This window comes from Xenorhabdus eapokensis (assembly GCF_001908105.1).
Genome location: NZ_MKGQ01000029.1, coordinates 1 through 23,249, shown reverse-complemented (window position 1 = coordinate 23,249; position 23,249 = coordinate 1). Strand labels below are relative to the sequence as shown.

The window sequence follows — 23,249 nt, the reverse complement described above, 5'->3', positions numbered from 1 at the left end:
CCTATTTATTTTTCGTCTGGTAATGAATTATAATATTTTAAATTATTATTAAAATCAATAACTTTAACTTCTTTATCACATTCATCATTAGAAAAATATTTACAGTTACTATTAATTCTAGCTTCACTTACGCCTATCCACTCAGAATAAATAGATAAAAAATCAAATCCACTTATAAATTTATTAATATAGCTTCTATACTCACTATCATAAGATGTAATAAAGAAAGGAACTTGATAGTTTTGTTTATATTTATCACTGTGAGTTAATCTTTTATCTTTTAACTTTTCATTATAAAAAGAAACACCATGATCTGAAAAATACATCATTGACCATTTTCTATTGCTTTTATTAGCAGCATCGGCAATTTTTGATAAAAGTAGATCCGTATTTTTAATGCTTTGAATATAACATGACATATCTTTATTTAAGTAAAACTCATCATATTTTTCATTTGTTCTTTCACAATGATCCGCATGAGAACCAATCAAATGAACAAAAATTATCTTCTTCTTTATATTATCATTTAATGCATTGATCACTTTTGGCAATAAAATATCATCAGATAATTTAACATAATTATATTCTCCTTTGTTAGAGAAAAAATAATAATTTGCTTTTTGTCCTATGGCGCTGATACTTGTATCATATATTCCTAACATTCCTTGGTTTGAAAACCAATAAGTAAAATATCCACTTTTATTTGCTAACGATACTATATTATCATTGACCTTTAAATTATCATTTTCTCTCAGAGAGAAAGAGTTTGTTAATGATAATACAGTTGAAGAAGCAGCAGAAATATAATTATTAAATAATATCCCATTAGCTTTACTCATGAAAGGGGTATTCTCTAAGGGGAAACCATAACTGTTCATCATGTCTTTTCTGACACTCTCACCAATAACAACGATATAAGTATCATATTTATTGTCAGTTTTTCTTGATGGGTTCCAATCATCCGTTAAATTTAATAGTCTATTTTGCTCTTCATATTGTTTTTTTACTTCTTGGTTTGACAAATATATTTCACAGAAAAATCTTACAGGAGGGAATCTAATTGATAACAAATCAAAATTATTAGACTTGACATAAATCTTTATAGGGTTATAAAAAACCCCAAAAAATACAATAAAATAAGAAAACAAGATAATTTTTTTACTTTCTATTTTCAATGGTAACTTTAAATTCAAAAATCCAATAATTATGACAAGAATACTAGATAAGAAATAATAAACAGGAATAGACTTAATGAATTCAAAGCTTTCATTTTTATTTGTATAATACAGAGACAATACCGAATTAAAAGATGGAGGACCATAAATCAATCCAATCGGAAAATAAGCCGAAGACAGTATCAACAAAAATATAATGTTAGCCTTATATAAAAAATTACATTTATTTACAATAATAAGAAGAAGAAACATCAATAAAAAAGCATAAAAAGGTCTAAAACCATATCCTAAAGAAAAATTCACCAAAAAACAAAATAATGACAAAAATATAATTGGTGTTATTTTCTTTAGAGAAAAATTATGTTTTTCAATCATAACAAATATAAACTTAACAAAAAAATCCAACATATAAAAAACACCGCAAAATAAATTATTTTTATAAAAAACTTAAAGAATAGTTATATTCTCATATAAGATAAGATACAGACTCTCTTTTTATATTTAGTTCCTAAGTAATTTTACTAGATAATATTCCCCCAACGTCATCCCCTGCACCAAAGGCTGCAAAAACGCAAACAACCCTTCCAGATCCTGATAAAGCTGCTCAATTTGTTCTTCATTCTGGAAAGTTGGACTCCCCCCTGGCATAAATTCAGAGGAATGCAACATAAACTCAACATAGTCATTGCCATTAGTTAAAGTTTGTTGGACTACAGTTTTCATCTGCGCCAAATTTCCGCCTTTTGGTCTCAGCCAATTAACCGATGGAGAACGCTGTTTTCCTCTCAATCGATCATACTCCTGCTTAATGAAATTCATAACTCTGGAGTGCTTATATTGAATACTCATCGGTACTTGTAATAACGAAGAATCTCCTTCTTTGGAAATATCCTGCAAATCCATAAAATAAGCATGATTAGGGAAATGGCTATAATCTGTTCCACCATTCCCATTAGGATCACCCTTGGTAAAGTCCCAATTAACTTTTGGTGTAACAGAACAATCTACCTGATATCCATATTCCACTAATAATTGTGCGTAATACTCATTAAACGCCCAACGACCAGCACGATGGCTCAACATCTTAGTTTGGAGTTTATCTTCCAAAAGATTGGTCATAAAACCAACTTTTTCTTTAATTCGATCTTTAGGATATTCAATCAAATATGGCTTATAACGCATATCATCGTTAGTAAGGGGAACAATAGGTGGGCTATTCCAGGCATGTAAATGCATACCGATTTCACCCGTATTTCTGGCTATCACATCTTTGGCAAATTCGATATAACTATCATCCATTGCCATTTCATAGTTAGTTAACCAAACAGGTTTGAATCCAAAACGTTCACAAAGATTCTGAAACCTTGGCAAATAATGCGTGTTTTTTGTTGAGATTCGTCCACTATTTTGCCATAGATCATCACCTTCGGTGTCGATCGTGATAATAAAAGCGGGTAATAACATTGATATGCACCAAAAGTGACAATGATAATTGTCCTAATGGTACGCATAACAAACAAAGAGCGCAATTAGAGAATCTAATTATCTGTCTGCTCCTATTCTACCTGATTGAACATACACTCTATCTATCCAGTGCCATTCTTAGTTGGTGTACTTAAAAATGCCACACTATAATTTTTACATTGAGCTCACCATATGACATCGATATATTAAAGAACCCAACAAATGATCCCCCAAAATAATAAAATCAAACGCATTCTAGTGATTAAATTACAACATTATGGAGATATGTTACTGATAACCCCAGTGATCAGCACACTCACTCTTCACTATCCAGATGCAAAAATTGATGTTCTCCTTTATCAAGAAACCTCACCGATGCTGGAAAATTTGGCAGAGATTTCCCGTATTTTTTCTATAGACCGCACGTGGAAGCAACTGGGTACAAGGAAAAAATTATTGTATGAGTGGACCCTGCTTAAGACATTGAGACAGCAACATTATGATTTAGTAGTCAACCTCGCCGACCAATGGAGAAGTGCATTTATTTCGCGTTTTATCGGCGCACCTATCCGACTGGCCCTTAGTTTCCCTAAACGACAAAATTGGAAATGGCGTTTATGTCATACTGAGGTTATACCAACAACTAACCATGATTCATTGCATACAGTAGAACAAAACCTTTCTATCCTAAAGCCATTGCAATTTAATTCAATTATCACAAAAGTGACAATGAGTTATAGTAAAGACGATTTAAAATGGATAAAACAAGCGCTCTCACAGTATGGATTTTCAGCAAAATATGTCGTTGTTCAACCTACATCTCGATGGTTTTTTAAGTGTTGGGATGAAAAAAAAATGGCGCAAGTGATTACTGCACTACAAAAAGATGGGCATAGTATTATCATTACTTCTGGACCAGACCAAAAGGAATTGGAAATGGTATCCGCCATCTTGTCACACTGCCCTGATGATACAAAGAACATCCTTTCTCTGGCTGGAAAGCTAACATTACCCAAACTTGCCGCTTTGATTGATCATGCTAAGTTATTTATTGGCGTAGATTCAGTACCAATGCATATGGCCGCTGCCCTGAAAACACCCTGTATTGCATTGTTCGGTCCCTCCAAACTGATATTTTGGAAACCCTGGCAATCTGTTGGTGAGGTGATTTGGGCTGGCGATTATGGCAATATTCCACATCCAGATGATATAAAAACCTGTACAAACGAACGCTATTTAGATCTGATACCCACAAATGCTGTCATTTCAGCAGCAAGGAAATATATTTCATGAAACCATTACGTTTAGCCATTGTCCGTCAAAAGTATCGTCCAGATGGAGGTGCTGAACGTTTTATTTCAAGGGCCCTGGAAGCACTGGAACACCAACAACTTGAGCTGAATGTCATTACACGTTCTTGGCAAGGTGCAAGTAATCCAAATTGGCATATCCACCTGTGTGACCCCATTAAATATGGCAGAATTAGCCGCGAAAGAGGTTTTGCCAAATCAGCACGGAAATTATGGCAAAAAGCACACTTTGATTTGGTTCAAAGCCATGAACGCATTGCTGGTTGTGATATTTATCGGGCCGGAGATGGCGTCCATAAGTGCTGGTTACATCAAAGAAGCCGTACCCTGCCAACATGGAAAGCACGTTGGTTGTTAAATGATCGGTATCACCGCTATGTTATGAATGCTGAGGCTGAAATGTATGCAGATCCGGCCTTAAAAAAAGTGATTTGTAACGCTGAAATGATAAAAAGGGAAATTATCGAGGAATTTGGTGTAGCTGAAGATAAAATCGCTGTCATATATAACTCAATTGATAACACAAAGTTTTTCCCTGCTGATGAGCAAACCCGCCTACAACTTAGACAACAATATCAAATACCCGCGACAGCAAAATGCTTAATTTATGTTGGTTCTGGCTTTGAGCGAAAAGGGTTATCTGCGGCAATCCAAGCCGTTGCAAAGACAGATAGCTATCTATTAGTGATCGGTAAAGACAAAGAACAGAAAAAATATCAGTCGCTTGCAAATACGCTAGGGTGTATCCATCGCATCCGTTTTATGGGGTTACAAAAAAATACATTGCCTTTTTATCAATTGTCTGACGCTTTGCTACTGCCGACGCTATATGATCCATTTCCTAACGTTATCCTCGAAGCTATGGCATGCGGTTTACCCGTCATTACCAGCACAACATGTGGGGGAGCTGAATTCATCACCGAAGGGAAGAATGGTTTTATCTGTGATGCATTAGATATTGAAAAATTAAGGGATGCTGTTTACGGCATTCCTGATAACATATTCGGAACCGATATGTCTATTGCCGCCAGAAAGCAAATAATCGCTACAACACCTGAAAATTTATCCAAACAATTAATTGATCTTTATCAACGAGTTTTAGCATAGTGAAAGAACATATTCTTTTTATTATCGATGGATTACCTGGAGGAGGCGCTGAAAATGTAACCCTTCGTCTTGCGGCTGGTTTGAGTAAATCAAACTACCAAATTTCCTTACTTTCACTCAATACTCAATTGGATTACACCATACCGGAAGATATTCATTACATCGTCAGCCCAGATGACTATCGAGGGTTACTAAGAAAACTCAATGAGATAAACCGCAGGGCTAAAGCAATGGATAAAGTTTTATTTAAGCTTTTCCAGCAAAAAGGTAAACCTGTACTTGTCATATCTAACCTACATAAAACTGATCGTATCGTGGTTAAATCCAAAGTCCTGAAAAATTGCAATGTATGGCATTGTATTCACGGCATTTATTCTCAATCCTACTTAAGCAATAAAAGTGGCTTTTCTTATTGGCTCAAAAAAGAAAAGATAAGAAAAATTTATAAAAATAAAGGGGTTATCTGCGTTTCCGAGGCCGTTAGTCATGATCTACTAAGCAATATCGGGATACAGCCCAAGCAGATAAAAACCATCTACAATCCCTTTGATTTTGAAAAAATAAAAGCACAGGCATCAGAAACCAATCCTTATCATGGGTTGAATTACATTCTGCATGTCGGGCGCTTACATCGGGTAAAACGTCAAGATCGATTAATAGATGCCTTTGCAAAGGCAAATCTCCCGTGCAAGCTAATTATCGTAGGCCAAGGTTCCAAAGAAATAGAAGGACACCTTAAAGTAAAAATTGATGAGTACGGGTTAAATGATAAAGTCATTTTAGCTGGCTTCCACTCCAATCCACATCCCATTATCAATGAAGCAAGAGCGGTTGTGATAAGTTCAGACAGTGAAGGGTTACCGACAGTATTAATCGAAGCATTAATTTGCCATATTCCTATCGTCAGTACAGATTGCCCTGGTGGTGTTAAAGAGATAATGACAGGGCACTTAAAAAACTACCTGTCTAAACTAGACGCAGATTCTTTGGCAGAAAAAATACAGCTTGCTTACAATATGCCCCCTCAAATTACAGATGAACTATATGAAAAATTTGAGTCAAACAATATACAAAAGCAATATATTAAATTAATAGAAAAATAACCAACAGAACACCAAACTATGGTTCAAAGGGAACTGCATTTTACACACTTTCTTCAAGCCAATGTGGTACTATAACCTCAGTCCATGTCAGTGAATTTGATAGAATGTTGCTTCGCTTATATCAGGTACTTCTCTACCTTATCCAGCCAATTATCTGGTTGCGTCTGCTGCTGCGCAGTCGTAAATCCCCTGCGTACCGCAAACGCTGGGGAGAACGCTATGGCTTTTGCGCTAAAAAAGTCACTCCAGGTGGGATCTTACTGCATTCCGTTTCTGTTGGAGAAACATTAGCTGCCATTCCGCTCGTGCGGATCTTACGGCACCATTACCCTTTTTTGCCCATTACTATAACAACCATGACACCGACAGGTTCTGAAAGGGTTCTGTCTGCCTTGGGCAGTGATGTTAACCATGTATACCTTCCCTATGATCTGCCAGGTTCAATGAGACGTTTTCTTGATCACGTCAATCCCAAGCTCGTGATCATTATGGAAACTGAACTATGGCCAAATTTGATTACTCAGCTACAGCAACGGGAAATCCCGCTGGTTATCGCTAACGCGAGACTATCAGCCCGATCAGCAGCGGGATATCAGAAAATTGGCAGCTTCATTAAGACCATTTTAAATAAAATCACATTGATTGCCGCACAAAATCAGGAAGATGGTGAACGCTTTATCGAATTGGGATTAAGACGTTCCCAACTCTCTGTAACGGGTAGCCTTAAGTTCGATATTTCTGTGACACCAGAACTCGCGGCAAAAGCCGTTACATTGCGCCGCCAATGGGCTCCCCATCGCCCTGTATGGATAGCAACCAGTACCCATGATGGGGAAGAAACGATTATCCTGGATGCACATTGCAAGCTGCTTAAACAATTTCCTGATCTGTTGTTAATTCTGGTGCCCCGCCATCCTGAACGTTTTGCTAAAGCCGCTGAGTTAACCCAAAAAGCGGGATTAAACGCGATCTTACGCAGTGCTGGCACTATTCCTGACACTAATGTGCAAGTGGTTATTGGCGATACGATGGGTGAATTGATGCTCCTGTATGGTATTGCTGATCTGGCTTTTGTCGGGGGGAGCCTGATAGAACGCGGAGGACATAACCCGCTGGAAGCGGCAGCCCATGCCATTCCAGTGATCATGGGGCCACACACATTTAACTTTAAAGATATTTGTGCCAAGCTGCACAAAGCGGATGGATTGATTACTGTTACGGATAGTCAATCATTAAGTTCAGCTATCAATAGCCTGCTGACAGACGAAGATTACCGACGCTATTACGGCCACCACGCCGCAGAAGTCCTGCATGAAAACCAAGGTTCTCTTCAACGTTTGCTAAAATTACTGGAACCTTACCTCCCTCCAAGGAGCCATTGATGATGGCGAAAAAACGTCTGTCCGTTGTCACGATCACCAAAAATGCCGCTGATGTGATTGCAGATTGCCTGCTTTCTGTGAATTGGGCGGATGAAATTATTGTTCTGGATTCCGGCAGTACCGATACAACTTGCCAAATAGCCAGAGAAATGGGTGCGAAAGTCTACTCAAATACCCAATGGCTTGGTTTCGGTCGGCAACGGCAGCTTGCGCAATCCTATGCCAGCGGTGATTACATCTTTATGATTGATGCCGATGAACGCATAACGCCAGAATTAAAAGCATCCATTGAACAAGTTCTGGCCAATCCTGATGATAATAAAGTCTATAGCTGCGCACGCCTTAATCTGTTTATGGGGCGATTCATGCAACACAGTGGCTGGTATCCTGATAGGGTTATTCGCCTTTATTGCCGTGAACGTTACCAATACAACGACAATCAGGTTCACGAATCCCTTGATATTCAAGGCGCATCTGTCGTGATGCTAAAGGGAGATTTGCGTCACTTAACCTGCCGTAACCTGATGGAGTTCCAGCAAAAACAATTAAATTATGCAAGAGATTGGGCGAAGCATCGCTATGAGCAGGGCAAAAAAACCCGTTATTTTTCTATAATCAGCCATACGTTGGGTGCATTTTTCAAAACCTGGCTATTAAGGGCTGGTTTTTTGGATGGCAAACAAGGCTTGGTGTTAGCAATTGTGAATGCTCAGTATACATTCAATAAATACGCTGCACTTTGGGAACTGGTTCAAACAAAGGGTAAGAACAACGATGAAAAGAAAAGCGATTTATCCCGGCACCTTTGACCCTATCACTTACGGTCATCTTGATATTGTTACCCGTGCTGCAAACATGTTTGACCATGTTTTATTGGCTATCGCTAACAGTGACAGAAAAAATCCCATGTTTAATCTGGAAGAGCGTGTCGCGCTGGCAAAAGAAGTCACGGCTCATCTGGAAAATGTCGATGTGGTTGGGTTTAGCGAACTGATGGTCAATTTTGCCAAAAAGCAGCAGGCTAATATCTTAATCCGCGGAGTTCGTTCTGTTTCCGATTTTGAATATGAGTGGCAACTGGCCAATATGAATCGACATTTTATGCCTGAGCTGGAAAGTGTCTTTTTATTGCCCTCCCAAACCCTGTCGTTTGTCTCATCATCCTTAATCAAGGATGTTGCTCGCCATGATGGCGACGTTTCATCCTTCCTGTCAGAGCCAGTTGAGCAGGCAATGCTAAAGAAATTGGGCAAATAATACGTTTATACGGGGCAACTATTCTCTGCCCCCAATACGTTTAATGCTGGCACTGACGACAGAAAAATGTACTGCGTTGCCCCAATTTTACACACGCAATTTTCTCACCACATACGGGACAAAGTTCACCTTTCTTGCCGTAAACAAATAACTCCTGAGCAAAATATCCTGGCTTACCATCAGATTGCAGAAAATCCTTCAGTGTTGTTCCACCTTGCTCAATGGAACGACGTAAAATCTGTTTGATTACATCGGCCAATCGATGAGCTTCTTGCTGCGTTAATGAATTCACGGGGCGTTCAGGCAAAATACGCGCGACGAACAACGCTTCGTTAGCATAGATATTCCCAACACCAACGACAACTTTGTTATCCATCAACCAAGATTTGATAGCCGCTTTTTTGTTGCGAGAAACCGTATAAAGGTATTCGCCATCAAACTGATCAGAAAGAGGCTCAGGACCTAAATGAGCCAGTACGGAGCACTCTTTGAGATTGTCACTCCATAACCACGCACCAAAACGTCGGGGATCGGTATACCGGAGAATTTTGCCATCAGCCATAACCAAATCGACATGATCATGCTTTGCCGGGGGCTGTCCATCCAACAAGACACGCAAACTGCCAGACATTCCCAAGTGGATAATAATCCAGCCCTCCGGCAACTCAAGCAATAAGTATTTTGCCCGCCGTTGAACACTCAATACTGGTCGGTCTGAAAGTGCCATGATTTGCCCGGAAACAGGCCAGCGCAAACGTGAATTCCTGACCTCGACATATTGGATCACATTTCCAACCAAGTGAGGTTCAATCCCCCTGCGACTGGTTTCCACCTCTGGTAGCTCCGGCATACCCACTCCTTGAATAAGTTATCTACGATATTGTATCTGAGAATATCGTATCTAAGCAGATTACAATACCGTTTTCATGTATCATTTACAGCCAGATTTGATGAGGATTCACTAAGACAGTTTTTCCTCTATCACGCCCATAATTAACTTCGCACGCTGATCCCAGTTAAAACGTTCTGCAACCAATCGTTGCGAATAATCAACTTTTGCCATCATTTCGGTGGGATGATTAATCAGCCATTGAATCTGTTCAGCAAAACTCGCTGCATTTTCACTATCAGCAAAATTTACCGCATTTTCATCAACAGCATCACGAATGGAAGGGAAATCAGAAATAACTACAGGCTTACCCATAGCCATATATTCAAACAGCTTGAGGGGAGAGGTATAGCGGCTACCAATACTGGTTTTCGTCAGTGGCAGGACACAAATATCACTATCAGCAATAACCTGAAAGCGTTTTCTGGGTTGGACAAAACCAAGGAAATTGACTTTATCACTTACACCAATCTGTTCAGCAGTCTGTCGCAATCTCTCTATTTGCTCAATAGTACCGCCAGCAACGTTCAGTTCAACGTTATCCAGGTAAGACATAGCTTTCATTACCGTTGGAATACCTTTCCAACGGTGTAAGCTACCCAAATAAAGCACCTTTTTAGGAAACTCACGGTTGTCATTGCCACCCGCAAGCGTCTGCTTAGCAGATTCAACCGCCAGCATATCAACCCCATCGGGAGCCACAATAATCGGTGTTTTGACACTATATTGCTTATAAATATCTTCTCGTAATAGCGAAGTCAGGGCAAAAACGACCTTAGAGTTAGCATAAACCTGCTGTTCAATTTTTATCAGTTTATGATACTTACGTTGGTTGCCACGATTGAGCAAATCATGGGATTCTCTAAACGATTGAGAAAATACTTCATGGCTTTCAAAGAAATGAGGGATATCAGGATGATTACACAGAAGGTAATTCGCCATTTTAATATTGCGAGTAAAAAGGGCATCAACTTGGTGCTCTTTAAGCCAGCGAGAAACTTGCAAATAAAACAGCTTTTGGGTATTTAGCGGAAAATACCATTTTCCACGTATATCGCGCAGAGCAATTAATTCCACAGAAGGCGGTAATGACCTGCCAAGAATTTCCTCAACTTGGCTTTGGCCTTTTGGGGTAATCAGGTAAACACTATGCCCCTGACGGGCAAAAGCGTCTACATTCTGCAAAATTTGCAGTGACGCAACCCGATAATCAGGCACAGGATAAGGATCAATATACGCAATTTTCATTATTTTTTATGGCGTTCAATAAACGGCTAGCGGAATCTTCCCAGGTGTACATCGTTTCAATCCTCTGACGGGCAGATTTCCCCATCTTTTCTCCTCTATCTGGTAAAGATAAAAGATGATTTACCGCCTCAGCAATAGCCACAGCATCACCTGGTGTCACCAAAATACCAGCACTACCTTCATTGCCAACCACTTCCGGTATTCCGCCAATATAACTGGCAATCACAGGACGCCCACACGCCATCGCTTCCGCAATAGTAATACCAAATGCCTCATCACCAATACTGGGGAAAACACCGGCATTACCCGCCGCATAAAATTCAGGTAATTGATCATGACCAACTGGAGGATGAAAAATGATGGATTTTTCCAGTTGCAATGCAGAGACCCGCTTTTTAAGCGATTTCAAATCCTCACCTTCACCAATAATTAATAACTTTACATCCTTGTTCCGCAACAAAGCCATTGCATCAATAGCGACTTTCATGCCTTTCCAACCAACCAACCTGCCAGCAAACGTTAATAAAAACGTTTTCTCATTGATATCCAGTCGGGTTCGGATATCAGAGCCAGATGGTTTGAATTTATCGATATCTACCCCATTATAGATGACGCTTGGGAATTGCTTGAAATGATGCTGAATCTGCCAGGCATTAAAATGACTACATGCAACCCATGCAGATATTTTCTTACCCAATACCCGATCCCCTTTAAAAAAACTGGTTCCACCACTCATATAGCAAAACTGGGTATGGGATGTTTCAGGCATCATTCTGGGCCAGAAAAAATCAAAAGGCTTGGTCAAAATTACCCAATCAAAATTTTCAGCAATAACTGTTGCACGGGCATGACGAGCAAAAGAATAACGTTCAACAATACGTTGGAAGCGACGCCCGATGTTAAACACGCGCTCTCTAGGGATAAATGGGAAAGTATGAATATAGATATTTCTTCCACCTAATGCAGGCCGCACATCGCCGATACCGCCGAAAATATGGACTTCATGCCCAGCATCCGTCAGTGCCTTGGCTAACTCCCAAACAGCAGTTTGAATGCCGCCATACGATATGGTAACGGTAACATCGATAAACCCTATCTTCATTTGGTGCATTATCCTTTTATTCATTTTCCAGCAAGTACTGAACAGAATGCCAGACTTGATCTACCGATATTGCTGACATTGTATCTTGACGAGTTGCCTGTCTATAATCTACCGGATGTTCAATTACCACTAATTTGGGGTGTTGTTGAGGTGCGAGAAAGTGCCCTGGGTGAAAACTGTGATACAGAGCAACCATTGGTATCCCTAAGGCTCCGGCCAGATGAGTTGTTCCAGTATCAACGCCTACATACAAATTAAGTTGACTCATGATTGCCGCGTTTTGCCGCATCGTAGTCTTACCCGCCAATGATGAGCACCTGTTTGTGCCCAATTTCTCAGCCAGCACTCGCGCGCACTCTTCACCATCTTTACTGCCTAACAGCAAAATATGCGCATGCGGATAATCACGATAAATATGTTGAGCTAATTGGTAAAAATGTTCTACAGGCCAATCACGATAGGCTTTTGCAGGGAAACTCTGTAACTGAAAACCAATTCTTAATTGTCGTTCTATCCCTTGCCGTTGAAGAAAATCTCTGGCGTACTCCGCTTCATACAGGCTTACATTATACTGCAGACGCCAATTACTCACGTCAACCCCAAGCGCATCAATTAACAGCGCTCTTTCCTGCTGTGCAGGCATGAGTTCTCTAGGTCTTGCTACAGCATACTCATTTGGTTTTTTACCAGAGATATCCGAAAAATAAACGGTTAAATTTGCTACACGTTTGGCATATTGCAATAAGGATTTATCATGGCCATAGACAAATGCCAGATCATAGTTCTGACGAGAAAACCAGCCACACCATCTCGCTTTGCCTTTTGAAAAGGCTTTCAACTGATTAATTAAATCGATATTTTCAAGGATTTCTTTTGTTTTTTTATGCACAAATATATCAATATTTGCCTCTGGCCATTTTTCTTTCAGGGCACGAATAACCGGAGTTATTAGTAAGGTGTCACCAAAACGAGCGATATTGATGATTAAAATATTTTGGGGTTGCATAATAATGAATATTAAATTATCAATCCAAGGATTGGTTTTTTAAGGTACTATACAGCAAAGTTAGTTAATGTTCTATTTACGGTTAATAAACACAACAGAACCACAAAAAAAACAATTAAATTACAAATAGTTAACAAAAATATCGATTATTCTGCTCACTATGGATAAAAATGATATAAACGAAATATCACCGTGTACTTTTCATACCAGAATAAAAAATAGATTCCATTTTTTCTAACATATTATCCATACCAAATAAATGAGTTGCCCGTCGTAGTGAAGCCTCTCCCATTTGTAAACGCAGCCCTGCATCATGCATTAATAAATCTAACTTTTCTGTTAATTGCTCAACATTTTTAGGTTCGATAATATACCCTGTATCACCATCAATTACAGCTTCTGTAATCGCACCCACTGATGTAGATACAACAGGCAATCCACATGCCATTGCCTGCATGATTCCCTGGGGTACACCTTCATTACCAAACGAAGGCAAGGCAAAGATATCCATTGCATTTAAGCAATCAGGAACATCCTGACGATTACCAAGAAAGATGACACTTTCTGTTAGTCCCTCCTGCTGAACTCGCGGCTCTAAATTCTTTCTCTGGGGGCCATCACCTATGAACAGCAATTGCCAATCAGGATAACGTTGATGGAGAGTTTTCCAACTATCAAGCAAGTAGCGATGGCCTTTCCACGTTCTCATTGTGGCAACAATACCCAGTGTTGGCTTATCTTTGATGCCAATGCGCTGACGGCTTAAGGATTTGCTTTCAGGATGAAAACGTAACAAATCGATCCCTGTCGGTACCGAGGTCATGTGAGATAGAGGATAATCATTATTTATATGCAGATATTGGCGTAGTTTTTCCCCGGTTGTCACAATATGCTGACCCGCGTGCAAATAGAGCCAACGAGTCGCAATGGATTTTGAAACATGAGTCGAAACATGACGAGTTCGGACTATCGGAGGCGCACCTTTTAATGTGGCACATGCCGCAGCCACTAGCCAAGAATCAGTAGAACTGTGGGTATTGATGACATCGAATTGGCGGCCTTCAGTTTTTAGCCAACGACGCATTGCCCGAAGACAAGAAAGACGTTTTTTTTCAATTGGGAGCGCAACAACAGGCACACCATAATGATGAGCTTCACGGTAAAGGGTTGAAGTTGGACAACAAACGATAACCACATGGTGACCACGCTGTATCATGCCCTGAGATTCTGTCAGGATACGAATCTCCTGTCCTCCCCAGCCACACGATGATTCTGTATGTAAGATATTCAAGGTTTTTCTAACCATTTTAGCGCTACACCTGACGGTTTATAATTGAAAAAACGGTAGTATAACTGAACAATGTATAGGTCTACACACGTAACCCAATTTAAAAATAAGCTACAGTGACATTATCAACAGATATAAAAAAACCCAGCGTGATGCTGGGCTTTTTATAATCCACTAAAATTATTTAATTTTAGCTTCTTTGTACATAACATGCTGACGAACAACTGGATCGAATTTTTTCATTTCCAGTTTTTCAGGCATAGTACGCTTGTTCTTCGTAGTGGTATAGAAGTGACCTGTACCAGCGGAAGAAACTAGCTTGATTTTATCGCGAATACCTTTAGCCATTTTTCAGCTCCTTAGTACTTCTCACCACGGGCACGCAGTTCAGCCAGAACTGTATCGATACCCTTTTTGTCAATCACACGCATACCCTTGGCAGATACACGCAGAGTTACAAAACGTTTCTCAGACTCAACCCAGAAACGATGAGAGTGCAGGTTAGGCAGAAAACGACGCTTAGTCGCATTTAATGCGTGGGAGCGGTTGTTACCACTCACCGGACGCTTGCCAGTAACTTGGCAGACTCGGGACATGTCTATTCTCCAAAAATCAAATCAGCTCGAGCTTTGTATTGGGTGTGACCGCCTCGTCAGGCTTAGGAGCCCATCTCAGCAAACTCTCTTGATTAAAAGATGTTACTGAAAAGAACGTCACTGAAAAGACTCACATTTTCCCAGTAAAAAAACTTACTGAGATAGGCTCTTCTCGTCAAACCCAAGATCCTCAAAGGTGGCGTAGTATACGCCCTCATTCGCTGATGCTCAAGTCCCGAACAACTAAGATCTGATCGTATCGCGAAAAAATGGTATTAAATCCAACCTCTTTCCATAAATGAGACACAAGATTTCTTACCAATGACGATATGATCCAAAACTTTAACGCCAACCAAGTCACAAGCCTCAATAATTTTTTCTGTCACCAACTTATCTGCCAAGCTAGGCTCTGGATTGCCGGAAGGGTGATTATGAGCAAGGATAATGGATGCAGCATTCACCTTAACCGCCTGTTTCACAATTTCACGCGGATGAACCTCAACTTTGTTTATTGTTCCTTTAAACATTTCATCATGACAAATAACTTTATTTTGGCTCGTTAAAAACAGTACCACAAATATTTCCCGATCTTGCCAGGATAATAAATCCTGCAAATAACTCTGAGTCATCGTGGGGCTGCTCATGATATCTTCATGGATAAATTGACTGGAGAAAAACCGTTTTGCCAATTCAGATATCGCCTGCAATTGGACATACTTGCATTGTCCCATCCCTTTATGTGCACAAAAATCATCGTAATCCGCGGATAGAAGGTGATAAAGCGAACCAAATGATTTCAGCAGATATTCTGCCATTTGTACGACATGAACGCCCCTGGAACCTGTACGTAAAAAGATAGCCAATAACTCCGCGTCTGTTAGGGAAACAGCGCCATAAGCCAATAATTTCTCGCGGGGAAGAAGATTTAAATGCAATTCATCGTTTCTTTCCGTTACCGTTAAATCCATAATTTCCTCCCCCTTCAATATCCTTTGTTCCAATCCCTTGTCCTATAGTCCCCTATAACGATGGGTGCCATCTCTCACCTACATTTCGCACCTACTATTCCATGATGAAAAAGTCATCGCCAGATCGACTTGCTAGGCTTGCGCAGCGCTTCGCAAACTTACCATTTTTAGCTACCTACATGGGGACGATTCTCAACGCAATATTTTCTTGTGATAGAATCTTAGAGAATTACAACTTGAATCTGGACAATCAAAATGACAGGATTTTCCGGCAAACCACTTTCTGATAATTCACTTTCTGGTAAACAGATAGTCCTCGGAATCAGCGGAGGGATCGCCGCTTACAAAACTGCCGAACTGGTACGACGCCTACGTGATCGTGGTGCCCAAGTACGCGTTGTCATGACTCCCGCGGCAGAAGCTTTCATCACTCCATTGACCTTACAGGCAGTATCTGGTCATCCCGTCTCAGATGATCTGCTAGACCCCGCAGCAGAAGCAGCTATGGGGCATATCGAACTGGCTAAATGGGCTGATTTAATTATTCTCGCGCCTGCCACCGCAGATCTGCTTGCTCGCCTGGCCGCAGGCATGGCGAATGATTTAGTCACCACAATCTGCCTGGCTTCCGCGGCACCTATTGCGGTTGCACCGGCAATGAATCAACAAATGTACCGAGCACAGGCTACCCAACATAACCTGAAGGTACTGAAAGAGCGTAATGTATTGATTTGGGGACCAGATGAAGGCAGTCAGGCCTGTGGTGATGTTGGGCCAGGGAGAATGTTGGAACCGATGACGATTGTTGAACGGGCAATGCAACATTTTAATACCGAACAAACCCTTTCTGGTTTACACATCGCTATTACCGCAGGACCAACCCGCGAAGCCTTAGATCCCGTCCGTTTCATCAGCAATCACAGCTCCGGTAAAATGGGTTTTTCTATTGCACAGGCAGCAGCAGAACGTGGTGCGGAGGTGACATTAATTACTGGTCCCGTTAATTTACCCACCCCACAAGGTGTTAAACGCATTGAGGTCAGTAGCGCCCTGGAAATGTATGAACAAGTTCAAGCTACCGCAGCCTCACAGCACATCTTTATCGGTTGCGCTGCTGTGTCTGACTATCGTTTCAAGCAAATCTCAACAGAGAAAATCAAAAAACAGGGGGATGAAATCACATTTACACTGGTGAAAAATCCTGACATTGTAGCGAGCGTTGCATCCATGGAAAAAAATCGTCCATTTGTCGTTGGATTTGCAGCCGAAACCCAGAATGTGGAAGAATATGCCCGCGGAAAACTCCAGCAGAAAAATCTGGACTTGATTTGCGCAAATGATGTATCCCTGGCCGGACATGGCTTCAACAGTGATACTAACGCATTACATCTATTCTGGCATGATGGTAGTGTTCAGTTACCCCACAGTGGTAAATTACAACTCAGCCACCGCTTATTAGACGAGATATTCAAACGCTATGATGAAAAAAATCGACGTTAAAATCCTTGATCCCCGCATCGGGCAAGAATTTCCTTTACCGACTTATGCTACACCTGGCTCTGCGGGTTTAGATTTACGTGCTTGTCTGGATAATGCAGTGAAATTGGCTCCCGGTCAAACTGAACTTTTGCCAACGGGGATTGCTATCCATATTGCAGATGAACAATTAGCGGCAGTTATTCTCCCTCGCTCTGGTCTGGGTCACAAACATGGCGTTGTTCTGGGCAATTTAGTAGGTCTTATCGATTCAGATTATCAGGGGCAATTAATGGTTTCAGTTTGGAACCGCGGTGATAAAACTTTCACCATTGAACCTGGCGAACGTATCGCCCAAATGGTTTTTGTCCCCGTTGTCCAGGCTGAATTTAATTTAGTCGCAGATTTTGAGGAGAGCCAACGCGGCAATGGTGGATTTGGCCATTCCGGTCGTCAATAACTTTCCATAAGGCCTGATACCGCCAATCGATTTTCATATTTTTTGCCCACAATGTTTCGGTAACATGTTTTGGCAGCAATAACATTGTGGCAAAAAATAGCTGGATTTGTTTTGCTGTTTTAGCAGGGGTCTTACCAGACATGGCAGAAAAAGAACGTACAAAAAAGAAAAATAGACGTGAGGAAATCTTGCAGGCACTGGCACACATGCTGGAATCCAGTGATGGCAGCCAACGCATTACTACTGCAAAACTTGCCGCAAACGTTGGTGTTTCTGAAGCAGCCCTTTACCGTCATTTTCCGAGCAAAACCCGGATGTTTGACAGCTTGATTGAATTTATTGAAGATTCCTTAATTTCACGTATCAATCTGATCCTACAAGACGAAAAGGACACCATCACACGCATTCGGTTAATCCTCGTCCTTCTTTTGGGTTTTGCAGAAAGAAATCCAGGACTGACCCGTATCATGACCGGCCATGCCCTAATGTTCGAACAAGACAGATTACAAAATCGCATCAACCAGCTATTTGAGCGAATTGAAATGCAACTTCGCCAAATTTTAAAAGAGAGAAAAATCCGTGATGGGCAAGGATTCACTTATGACGAATCCGTGTTGGCATCACAGTTACTGGCGTTTTGTGAAGGGATGCTCTCCCGTTTTGTTCGCTCTGAATTTCGCTATCGCCCGACAACTGAATTTGAAGTACGCTGGCCATTGATATTGACCCAACTGCAATAATCCACCACGACAATAGGTTATTGCCACATCCTAAGTTTATATCCTTATACAGTGAATGATAACGTGCGGATTTTTTATGAGTTGTGTTAACATGTCCCAGCTCATTGAGTTCACTACTAAGTGACTTAATAATGGCATCATTGTCGCAATCCTTACTATATAGATAGATGCCATTTCTACTACTCACCCCGCCCATACTTGGGCGAGGGATTTTTTTCACTCAACCCAGTTTACGAACCATTAAATCCCGTATTCTTTGCGATAAGCTTCTACCGCTTCCAGATGAGATTGCATCTCTGAATTTTCGCGCAAATAACTCACCAAATCATTCAAGGTAATGATGGAGAAAACCTGACAATGGTAGTCACGTTCAACTTCTTGGATCGCTGAAAGCGTTTCACGCCCACGTTCCTGACGATCCAGGCACAAAATCACACCAGATAGCGTTGCTCCGTGCTGCTTAATGATTTCCATCGACTCACGAATCGCCGTACCTGCGGTAATGACATCATCCACAACGACAACATTACCTTGCAGAGGGCTACCAACCAGCGATCCACCTTCACCATGATCTTTAGCTTCTTTGCGATTAAAGCAATAAGGCATATCAATATCATGATGTTCGGCCAATGCCACTGCGGTAGTTGTCGCAATCGGGATCCCCTTATAAGCTGGCCCAAACAGCAAATCGCACTTAATTCCGCTATCTAGCAGTGCTGCCGCATAGAAACGGCCAATCAACGCCAAGTCACGTCCAGTATTAAACAGGCCCGCATTGAAAAAGTAGGGACTTTTGCGACCAGATTTCAGCGTAAATTCGCCAAATTTCAGCACCTGTTTTTCCAGTGCCAGTTCAATAAATTCGCGCTGATAGGCTTTCATTGGAGTTTCTCCTCTTTGATCTTCTGTCATTCATTACTATTTATTGCAGATATTATTGCAGGTAAATTGCAGGCATAAAAAAGGCGACTCTTCAGCCGCCTGATTTATTTATTATTTTAATAGGTCTTGTTCTAACGCATCTCGCTGCGCTTTAAAAATCGTTTCCAATCCCTCTTTTGCCAGTGAGAGTAGTGAGAGCAACTCATCATGGCTGAACGGTTCACCTTCTGCCGTGCCCTGTACTTCAATCATTCTGCCGTCATCCATCATGACGATATTCATGTCAGTTTCAGCCGCAGAGTCTTCGACATATTCCAGATCACAACGTCCTTCCCCCTCAACGATACCCACAGAGACTGCCGCAACCATCGCTTTCAGTGGACTTTCTTTCAATTTGCCTTCTACAACCAACTTATTTAGGGCATCAACTAGTGCTACACAAGCACCAGAAATAGCCGCTGTACGAGTACCACCATCCGCTTGAATCACATCACAATCCAGCGTAATAGTGAATTCTCCCAGCTTTTTTAAGTCGATGGCAGCACGTAATGAACGGGCAATCAGGCGTTGGATTTCCATCGTGCGGCCTGTTTGCTTGCCCTTGGCCGCTTCGCGCGCATTACGGCTATTAGTCGCCCGTGGCAACATGCCGTATTCGGCGGTGATCCAGCCCTGTCCTTGGCCTTTCAGGAAACGGGGAACGCCTTCTTCAACGGAGGCATTACATAACACTTTGGTATCCCCAAATTCCACCATAACAGAGCCTTCCGCATGTTTGGTGTAATGACGGGTCATTTTAATAGGACGCACCTGCCCTGCTGACCTTCCCGCTGGACGCTTTCCTACTAAGCTCATAGTGTGATCTCCGTTGTTCGTACATTTTAGGGGCGCATTATACGGCCTAATGCGGCGAATGCCTATCCTGCATCTACATGGGGCGCTATAATCCGCACATCATTTTATACATTGGGAACGAATTATGATCCGTAGTATGACTGCTTTTGCACGGCGAGATATCAAGGGAGATTGGGGAAATGCAGCATGGGAACTGCGTTCTGTCAATCAGCGTTACTTAGAAACCTATATTCGCCTGCCAGAGCAATTCAGAAGCCTTGAACCTGTCATCCGTGAGCGCATTCGTTCCCGCCTGACGCGCGGCAAAGTAGAATGTAACCTGCGTTTTGAATTGAATACCCTTGCCCAAAATTCCTTGATCCTGAATGAAAAGCTGGCAAAACAACTGGTTGAATCAGCAAGCTGGGTTAAACAGCAGAGTAATGAAGGTGAAATTAATCCGGTAGATATCCTGCGCTGGCCGGGCGTGATGTCTGCCGAAGAGCAGGATTTAGATACCATCAGTGCACAATTATTAGCAGAATTAGATCTGACGCTGGATTCTTTTATCCAGAGTCGAGAAACCGAAGGGCAAGCGCTCAAGGCACTGATTGAGCAGCGTTTGGATGCGGTAATTGTGGAAGTGGTTAAAGTCCGTGAACAAATGCCAGCAATCCTGCAATGGCAGCGTGAACGCCTACAAACCAAGTTGGAAGAAGCACAAATTCAGTTAGAGAATAATCGCCTTGAGCAAGAGCTAATTTTATTAGCTCAACGTATTGATGTGGCAGAAGAGTTGGATCGTCTGGATGCCCATGTCAAAGAAACACGTAATATCCTGAAGAAAAAAGAAGCCGTCGGCCGCCGACTGGATTTTATGATGCAGGAATTTAACCGCGAATCGAATACATTGGCTTCAAAATCAATTAATGCAGATATAACGAATTCTGCGATTGAGCTGAAGGTACTGATTGAGCAAATGCGCGAGCAAATTCAAAATATTGAATAGTGTTTCATAGAGACTCACAAAATATCAAAAAGCCAGATAATACAAGTTATTACTGGCTTTTGTTCTATCATAAGGTTGCACAAAGAATCACAATAGCGCATGATTATCGGGTACACCTAGGTGTACACCTTAGCTAGTTAAAACCATTTTAGGTGTACCCACTCTAGCCGTAGGAGATAACTCAATGCCAAAGCTCACAGACAAGCAGATCAGAGCATGGATAAAATCAGGAGAGAGATTCGAAGGTAGAGCCGACGGTAACGGCTTATATTTATGCTATAGAGAAAATTATCAGCATCCTGTTTGGCGATTTAGATATAAATTTGCCGGAAAGCGTCGTGCCGTCCTGATAGGTTCATACATTGATCTATCACTAGCTAAAGCACGAGAACTCACCAGAGAGCTATCAGCCCGCGTATCACTGGGCTACGACGTTGCTATGGAGAAACAAGAGCGTAAAGCTGAGGCACTGGCAAAAATTGAGGCTGAAAAAAATGCTATCAAAGTTTCAGATTTAGCAGCCGAATACTTCGAACGACAGATACTTCCTCGTTGGAAACATCCCGACATATTGCGTAGACGTATCGATAAGGATATTAACCCGCGCATTGGTGATATGAATATTGAAGATGTTAAACCCCGTCATATTGATGAAATGCTAAAGAGCATTGTTGACAGAGGTGCACCAACTATAGCGACAGATGTTCTACGATGGGTCAGACGTATATTTGATTACGGTATCAGGCGTCAAATCATTGATGTAAATCCCTGTTCAGCATTCGAGGTTGCTGATGCTGGTGGGAAAGAGGTATCACGCGATAGATGGCTAACCAGAGAAGAACTAATCATTGTGCTGAGGGCATTCAGAACGTCCACAATCAGCCGTCAGAATGAAATCAGCTTTAAGATATTACTAGCTCTATGCTTACGCAAAATGGAGTTATGCGCCGCTCGTTGGGAGGAGTTTGATTTTGCTAATGGAGTTTGGCATTTCCCAGCAGAACGAAGTAAGAATGGTGATGCAGTAGATATTCCTCTATGTCCGCAAGTTATCGATTGGTTCATGGAATTAAAGCCAATGGCCTGTGGTAGTCAATACGTATTGCCAGCAAGAAAAATGCAACATCGCATGATCCCTCATATTCAGGAAACTACCCTACCCGTTGCACTTGCCAAAGTCAGACGCGCATTACCTGTTAACATACCTAACTTCACTATCCACGACTTTAGACGAACCGCCAGAACCCACTTAGCCGCGTTAGGTGTTGATCCGTTTGTGGCTGAACGCTGTTTGAATCATCGCATAAAGGGTGTCGAAGGTATCTATAACCGACATGATTATTTTGATGAACGTAAAGTGGCATTATCTCAATGGTGTAATTTGTTAGTGTCATTAGAAAATGGAAACAATTACAACGTGACTCCAATAAATAAAAATGTAACGAGGAAATAACGTGGTCAGCTTTATTAAATTAGGAATATTTGAACGAGAGGCAAAAACTCCAGCCTTAAATACAAAGCAATTATCTTTATTATTATGTGGACTAAATCCAGACTTAAGAACAGAAGAAATCCCCTCAGATAAGAAATTGGCTTATGATATTTATCACCCTTACATTGGAAAAATAATAAAAACATCTGGATTATTTGGTGGAGGAAATTCTCAGTTACATAACGCAGATCATATGTTTGCTTTAGCCTATCTCTTAGTTGATGAAGAATTAACTCCTCAACCAATTAAAGATCGGTGTTTAAAAGCAGTTGCCACAATTGCTAACAAAAATAACGGAAAAGAAATATTGTCAAAATTGGGAGGAGAGGAGTTATTAGCCAAGGGGGTAGAACTAAGAACCCATTCGGAATCTTTTTTGAACGTAATTGTTTTTCCTGTATTCTGTCCGCCCAAATAAGATAAGTGCCTATATAAGTGACCTGCTGGAATGAGAAAAACCT

The 23,249-nt window shown here is 41.2% G+C and carries 24 protein-coding genes; 12 read left to right on the top strand and 12 right to left on the bottom strand.

Annotated elements, in window-relative coordinates:
- Positions 1–5: 5 nt before the first annotated feature.
- Both Xedl_RS15450 and Xedl_RS15445 read right to left on the bottom strand, forming a co-directional pair.
- Positions 6–1,583 (bottom strand): phosphoethanolamine transferase, encoded by a 1,578-nt coding sequence (locus tag Xedl_RS15450; RefSeq protein ID WP_083600361.1) that lies wholly within the window; start codon positions 1,581–1,583, stop codon positions 6–8.
- A gap of 93 nt (positions 1,584–1,676) precedes the next feature.
- The gene (locus tag Xedl_RS15445) at positions 1,677–2,639 is read right to left on the bottom strand and encodes a polysaccharide deacetylase family protein (RefSeq protein ID WP_074024710.1); all 963 of its coding nucleotides are present in this window, start codon (positions 2,637–2,639) and stop codon (positions 1,677–1,679) included.
- 222 nt (positions 2,640–2,861) lie between these two features.
- Here Xedl_RS15445 and rfaQ point away from each other — a divergent pair, with 222 nt between their 5' ends.
- The 6 genes from rfaQ to coaD all read left to right on the top strand — a co-directional run bounded on the left by rfaQ (position 2,862) and on the right by coaD (position 8,798).
- Entirely contained in the window at positions 2,862–3,932 is a 1,071-nt protein-coding gene (gene rfaQ / locus Xedl_RS15440; RefSeq protein ID WP_074024709.1) for a putative lipopolysaccharide heptosyltransferase III, read from the top strand.
- Complete coding sequence (locus Xedl_RS15435) at positions 3,929–5,056, top strand: glycosyltransferase family 4 protein (RefSeq protein ID WP_074024708.1); 1,128 nt, start codon at positions 3,929–3,931, stop codon at positions 5,054–5,056. Before rfaQ ends, Xedl_RS15435 begins: the two co-directional genes overlap by 4 nt.
- Positions 5,056–6,159 carry a glycosyltransferase gene (locus Xedl_RS15430; protein WP_074024707.1) on the top strand — a complete coding sequence of 368 codons (1,104 nt, stop codon included), beginning with the start codon at positions 5,056–5,058 and terminating at the stop codon, positions 6,157–6,159. The genes Xedl_RS15435 and Xedl_RS15430 overlap by 1 nt, the downstream gene beginning before the upstream one ends.
- Before the next feature lie 104 nt (positions 6,160–6,263).
- Positions 6,264–7,541: a lipid IV(A) 3-deoxy-D-manno-octulosonic acid transferase gene (gene waaA, locus Xedl_RS15425; protein WP_074024706.1), complete on the top strand. Its 1,278-nt coding sequence runs from the start codon at positions 6,264–6,266 to the stop codon at positions 7,539–7,541.
- Entirely contained in the window at positions 7,541–8,350 is an 810-nt protein-coding gene (locus tag Xedl_RS15420) for a glycosyltransferase family 2 protein (RefSeq protein ID WP_074024705.1), read from the top strand. Before waaA ends, Xedl_RS15420 begins: the two co-directional genes overlap by 1 nt.
- A complete protein-coding gene (gene coaD, locus Xedl_RS15415; protein ID WP_074024704.1) occupies positions 8,316–8,798 on the top strand; it encodes a pantetheine-phosphate adenylyltransferase in 483 nt (160 codons plus the stop codon). Before Xedl_RS15420 ends, coaD begins: the two co-directional genes overlap by 35 nt.
- A gap of 40 nt (positions 8,799–8,838) precedes the next feature.
- On the opposite strand, the gene mutM is transcribed toward coaD, so the two are convergent.
- The 8 genes from mutM to radC all read right to left on the bottom strand — a co-directional run bounded on the left by mutM (position 8,839) and on the right by radC (position 15,895).
- Positions 8,839–9,648: a bifunctional DNA-formamidopyrimidine glycosylase/DNA-(apurinic or apyrimidinic site) lyase gene (gene mutM, locus Xedl_RS15410; RefSeq protein WP_074024703.1), complete on the bottom strand. Its 810-nt coding sequence runs from the start codon at positions 9,646–9,648 to the stop codon at positions 8,839–8,841.
- Positions 9,649–9,759: 111 nt separating this feature from the next.
- Positions 9,760–10,935, bottom strand: a complete 1,176-nt coding sequence (locus Xedl_RS15405; RefSeq protein WP_074024702.1) for a glycosyltransferase — start codon at positions 10,933–10,935, stop codon at positions 9,760–9,762.
- Positions 10,916–12,037, bottom strand: coding sequence for a glycosyltransferase family 4 protein (locus Xedl_RS15400; protein ID WP_074024701.1), 1,122 nt, complete (start codon positions 12,035–12,037; stop codon positions 10,916–10,918). Before Xedl_RS15400 ends, Xedl_RS15405 begins: the two co-directional genes overlap by 20 nt.
- A gap of 16 nt (positions 12,038–12,053) precedes the next feature.
- Complete coding sequence (locus Xedl_RS15395; RefSeq protein ID WP_074024700.1) at positions 12,054–13,043, bottom strand: glycosyltransferase family 9 protein; 990 nt, start codon at positions 13,041–13,043, stop codon at positions 12,054–12,056.
- A gap of 187 nt (positions 13,044–13,230) precedes the next feature.
- Positions 13,231–14,349, bottom strand: a complete 1,119-nt coding sequence (locus Xedl_RS15390) for a glycosyltransferase family 4 protein (protein ID WP_074024699.1) — start codon at positions 14,347–14,349, stop codon at positions 13,231–13,233.
- A 162-nt stretch (positions 14,350–14,511) separates the two neighbouring features.
- A complete protein-coding gene (rpmG, locus tag Xedl_RS15385; protein ID WP_010847629.1) occupies positions 14,512–14,679 on the bottom strand; it encodes a 50S ribosomal protein L33 in 168 nt (55 codons plus the stop codon).
- 11 nt (positions 14,680–14,690) lie between these two features.
- On the bottom strand, positions 14,691–14,927 hold the full coding sequence (rpmB, locus tag Xedl_RS15380) for a 50S ribosomal protein L28 (protein ID WP_038239873.1): 237 nt from the start codon (positions 14,925–14,927) through the stop codon (positions 14,691–14,693).
- 275 nt (positions 14,928–15,202) lie between these two features.
- Complete coding sequence (gene radC / locus Xedl_RS15370) at positions 15,203–15,895, bottom strand: RadC family protein (protein WP_074024698.1); 693 nt, start codon at positions 15,893–15,895, stop codon at positions 15,203–15,205.
- 255 nt (positions 15,896–16,150) lie between these two features.
- Between radC and coaBC the strand changes: the two genes are divergently transcribed.
- The 3 genes from coaBC to slmA all read left to right on the top strand — a co-directional run bounded on the left by coaBC (position 16,151) and on the right by slmA (position 18,571).
- Positions 16,151–17,395: a bifunctional phosphopantothenoylcysteine decarboxylase/phosphopantothenate--cysteine ligase CoaBC gene (gene coaBC / locus Xedl_RS15365; RefSeq protein WP_074024697.1), complete on the top strand. Its 1,245-nt coding sequence runs from the start codon at positions 16,151–16,153 to the stop codon at positions 17,393–17,395.
- A complete protein-coding gene (gene dut / locus Xedl_RS15360; protein ID WP_074024696.1) occupies positions 17,373–17,831 on the top strand; it encodes a dUTP diphosphatase in 459 nt (152 codons plus the stop codon). The genes coaBC and dut overlap by 23 nt, the downstream gene beginning before the upstream one ends.
- 140 nt (positions 17,832–17,971) lie before the next feature.
- The gene (slmA, locus tag Xedl_RS15355) at positions 17,972–18,571 is read left to right on the top strand and encodes a nucleoid occlusion factor SlmA (RefSeq protein WP_074024695.1); all 600 of its coding nucleotides are present in this window, start codon (positions 17,972–17,974) and stop codon (positions 18,569–18,571) included.
- A 240-nt stretch (positions 18,572–18,811) separates the two neighbouring features.
- Here slmA and pyrE read toward each other — a convergent pair whose 3' ends face one another.
- Positions 18,812–19,453, bottom strand: a complete 642-nt coding sequence (pyrE, locus tag Xedl_RS15350; protein ID WP_074024694.1) for an orotate phosphoribosyltransferase — start codon at positions 19,451–19,453, stop codon at positions 18,812–18,814.
- Between the two features lie 111 nt (positions 19,454–19,564).
- Entirely contained in the window at positions 19,565–20,308 is a 744-nt protein-coding gene (rph, locus tag Xedl_RS15345; RefSeq protein WP_074024693.1) for a ribonuclease PH, read from the bottom strand.
- 124 nt (positions 20,309–20,432) lie between these two features.
- Here rph and Xedl_RS15340 point away from each other — a divergent pair, with 124 nt between their 5' ends.
- The 3 genes from Xedl_RS15340 (at position 20,433) to Xedl_RS15330 (ending at position 23,206) form a co-directional block, all read left to right on the top strand.
- Positions 20,433–21,296, top strand: coding sequence for a YicC/YloC family endoribonuclease (locus Xedl_RS15340; protein WP_074024692.1), 864 nt, complete (start codon positions 20,433–20,435; stop codon positions 21,294–21,296).
- 184 nt (positions 21,297–21,480) lie between these two features.
- Complete coding sequence (locus Xedl_RS15335) at positions 21,481–22,749, top strand: tyrosine-type recombinase/integrase (protein ID WP_074019027.1); 1,269 nt, start codon at positions 21,481–21,483, stop codon at positions 22,747–22,749.
- 1 nt (position 22,750) lies between these two features.
- Positions 22,751–23,206 (top strand): hypothetical protein, encoded by a 456-nt coding sequence (locus Xedl_RS15330; protein WP_074024691.1) that lies wholly within the window; start codon positions 22,751–22,753, stop codon positions 23,204–23,206.
- The last annotated feature ends 43 nt before the right edge of the window (positions 23,207–23,249 follow it).